The following is a 3,292-nucleotide window of genomic DNA, read 5'->3' on the forward strand; positions in this document are numbered from 1 at the left end:
ATAGAAAATAATTTTACTAAGATAATGAAATATTCTAAAAATAATGGTGGAGATTTTTCTGCAAGAGCTAGAAATGAACAACTTACAAATTTAAAAAATAAAATTTCAAATTTTGATAAAGAGGAATTACTTGTAGGCAAAGGGACAGGAGCGTATTTTTCAAGTCAATTAAAATATCTAAATAAAAATTTTTTTATGGAGATAACAGAAGAAGGCCATACATTATATTATTCAACTATTCATGATCGTGGAATTTTAGGCTATCTAATATTAATGTCAATTTTTGGAAGTTTTGGATACATGATATATAGGCAAAGAAAAAGTAGAGTAATAATGAGTTTTGCATATTTATATTTATTACAATTAATTCATTGGAAGATAACGGCTAATACTTGGTTATATTATTTTTGGATAACTACAGCTCTTATAATGAGTCAATATGAAATAAAATATATGAAAAAAATTAGGAGAAAGAGAAATGAACGAGTTAGTTAGTATTATAATGCCAACTTATAAAAGAAGCTTTTTTATAGAAAGAGCATTAAAAAGTTTAGTAAATCAAACTTATAAAAATATTGAAATAATTGTAATTGATGATAACTCTGAGTATATAGAGGAAAGAATTAAAACTAGAGAGATATTAAATAAATATTCAGAAGATTCGCGAATAGTAAGAATAGAGAATAAAACAAATTTAGGTGGAAGTTTATCAAGAAATGAAGGAATAAAAGTGGCAAAAGGTCAATATATAACTTTTCTTGATGATGATGATGAATATGAATTGAATAAAATTGAAAAACAATACTTTTTTTATAAAAATAAATTTGGAAATAATAAAGGATTTATTTACTGTCAGATAGCACTTTATGATAAAAATAATCAGAGAATATCTTCTTCAAAGGTATATATAGATGGAAATAAAAATTTATTGAAAGCTTTTATGTATGGTGGACAAGCAAATACTCCTAGTTTGTTTATAGATAAGAATATTTTATTAGATGTAGAAGGCTTTGAAAAATTATATTGTGGACAAGAATGGTATTTAGTTTTAAAAATATTATTAAAGGGTTATGAGGTTTATCACATGAAAGATGAACTAACAAAATATTATGAACATAATGAAGAACGAATTACAACAAATTACTTTAAGAAATATGAGGGCGAAAAAAAATTATATGAAATAAAAAAGCTTCATATACCAAAATTTAGTAAAGAAGATCAAAAAAAAAATGCATTATAAAATAAATATTATGTTAGCCAATTATGCTGTAAAAATATCAAAAAAAGAAGTTTTTAAATGTTTAAAAGAAGCTAAAAAATATCAAAGACTTGAGTTAAAAGATTTATTACAATTATTTTTAAAAATAAGCTTAAATGAAAGGTATTATAATAAATTGAAAAAAATAATTTTAAATTAATAAAAAGGGTGATTATGAGTATATGAAAAAAGCAATTTTAAATAAAGAGGAAAAAATATCAATTATAGGAATGGGATACGTTGGATTACCATTAGCTGTAGCTTTTGCAGAAAAAGGTATAGAAATAATTGGATTTGATTTAAATAAAGATAAAATAGAGAAGTATATGGCAGGGGAAGATCCTACAAATGAAATTGGAAAAGAAAGATTGAAAAATGTGAAAACTATAAAATATACAACTGATGAAACAGAATTAAAAAATGCAAAATTTCATATAGTTGCAGTTCCAACTCCAGTAGGTAAAAATAATATACCCAATTTAAAATTAGTTGAAAGAGCAAGCTTAATTATAGGTAGAAATTTGAAAAGAGGATCATATATTGTTTTTGAATCAACAGTTTATCCTGGTGTAACTGAAGATATATGTATTCCTATATTAGAAAAAGAATCTGGTTTAAAATGTGGAGTAGATTTTAAAGTAGGGTATTCTCCAGAAAGAGTAAATCCAGGAGATAAATTAAATACAGTAGAGACTATAGTAAAAATTGTCTCAGGAATAGATGAAGAAGCCTTAAAAACAATAGCAGAAGTTTATGAAATTATAGTTAAACCAGGAGTTCATAGAGCATCTTCAATAAAAGTAGCAGAGGCAGCAAAAGTAATTGAGAATTCTCAAAGAGATGTTAATATAGCTTTTGTTAATGAATTATCGATAATATTTGAAAAAATGGGAATAGATACTCATGAAGTTTTAGAGGCAGCAGGAACAAAATGGAATTTTTTGAAATTTTTTCCAGGGTTAGTTGGAGGACACTGTATTGGTGTTGATCCATATTATTTAACTTACAAATCAGAAGAGCTTGGATATATATCTCAATTAATACTTTCTGGAAGAAGAATTAATGATAGTATGAGTAAGTTTGTTGCTGAAAAATATATTAAAGAATTAATAAAATCTGACATTAAAGTAAAAGGATCAAAAGTATTAGTTATGGGATTAACATTTAAAGAAAATTGTCCAGATTTAAGAAATTCTAAAATAAATGATGTTATTAAGGAATTGAAGGGATATGGGGTAGAAGTTTTAGTCCATGATCCAGTAGCTGATAAAAGAGAAGCTTTTGAAGAATATGGTATAAATTTAGTAGAATTAGATAATTTACCTTTTATTGACGGAATTATTGTAGCTGTTAAGCATAATGAATATATGAGTATTGATATTAAAAATTTAAAGAGTTTATATAATAAAAAAGATGGATATAAACCAATATTATTTGATTTAAAGGGAATTTTTGATAAAAAAGAAGCCGAGAAAGAAGTTAATTATTGGAGAATGTAATATACATAGGAGAAATTAAATGAGTACATTAAAAGTTAGTATTATAATACCTGTATATAATGTAGAACTATATTTGAGAGAAGCTTTGGATAGTGTTATAAATCAAACTTTAAAAGAAATTGAAATAATAATCGTAAATGATGGTTCTACGGATAATTCTTTAGAAATAGTTAAAGAATATGAGACTAAAGATCATAGGATTATAGTAATAAATCAAGAAAATCAAGGGTTGAGTGGAGCTAGAAATTCAGGATTAAAGATAGCAAAAGGTCATTATATCTATTTTATGGATAGTGATGATTATATAGCTTTAGATACTTTAGAAATTTGTTATGAGTGCGCATTAGAAAAACAATTAGATTTTGTTTTCTTTGATGCTCAATCATTTACGAAGGATGATATAGATATAAGTGAATACAACTATGATAGATCAAGGAATATAAAAGAAAAAACTATATATTCGGGTAAGGAAGCACTAAAAAAGCTTTTAAATCAAAAAAAGTACAGGTCAGCAGTATGGCTTAATTTTATTAGG

Annotated in this window: 4 protein-coding genes; all 4 read left to right on the plus strand. The window is 24.9% G+C overall.

Translation table 11 applies throughout. The features are described 5' to 3' along the window. Positions 1 to 495: hypothetical protein (locus ACMOUI_RS03365; RefSeq protein WP_418964335.1), on the plus strand; the 495-nt coding region annotated here is incomplete at its 5' end. Further along, on the plus strand, positions 479 to 1,240 hold the full coding sequence (locus tag ACMOUI_RS03370) for a glycosyltransferase family 2 protein (protein WP_418964336.1): 762 nt from the start codon (positions 479 to 481) through the stop codon (positions 1,238 to 1,240). The genes ACMOUI_RS03365 and ACMOUI_RS03370, both read left to right, overlap by 17 nt. A 200-nt stretch (positions 1,241 to 1,440) precedes the next feature. Further along, the gene (locus ACMOUI_RS03375) at positions 1,441 to 2,757 is read left to right on the plus strand and encodes a nucleotide sugar dehydrogenase (RefSeq protein WP_418964337.1); all 1,317 of its coding nucleotides are present in this window, start codon (positions 1,441 to 1,443) and stop codon (positions 2,755 to 2,757) included. A gap of 19 nt (positions 2,758 to 2,776) precedes the next feature. After that, the coding region (locus tag ACMOUI_RS03380) for a glycosyltransferase family 2 protein (RefSeq protein ID WP_418964338.1) at positions 2,777 to 3,292 on the plus strand (516 nt) is incomplete at its 3' end.

The organism is Cetobacterium sp., from assembly GCF_048470075.1.
In the GTDB taxonomy this organism is placed as follows: domain Bacteria; phylum Fusobacteriota; class Fusobacteriia; order Fusobacteriales; family Fusobacteriaceae; genus Cetobacterium_A.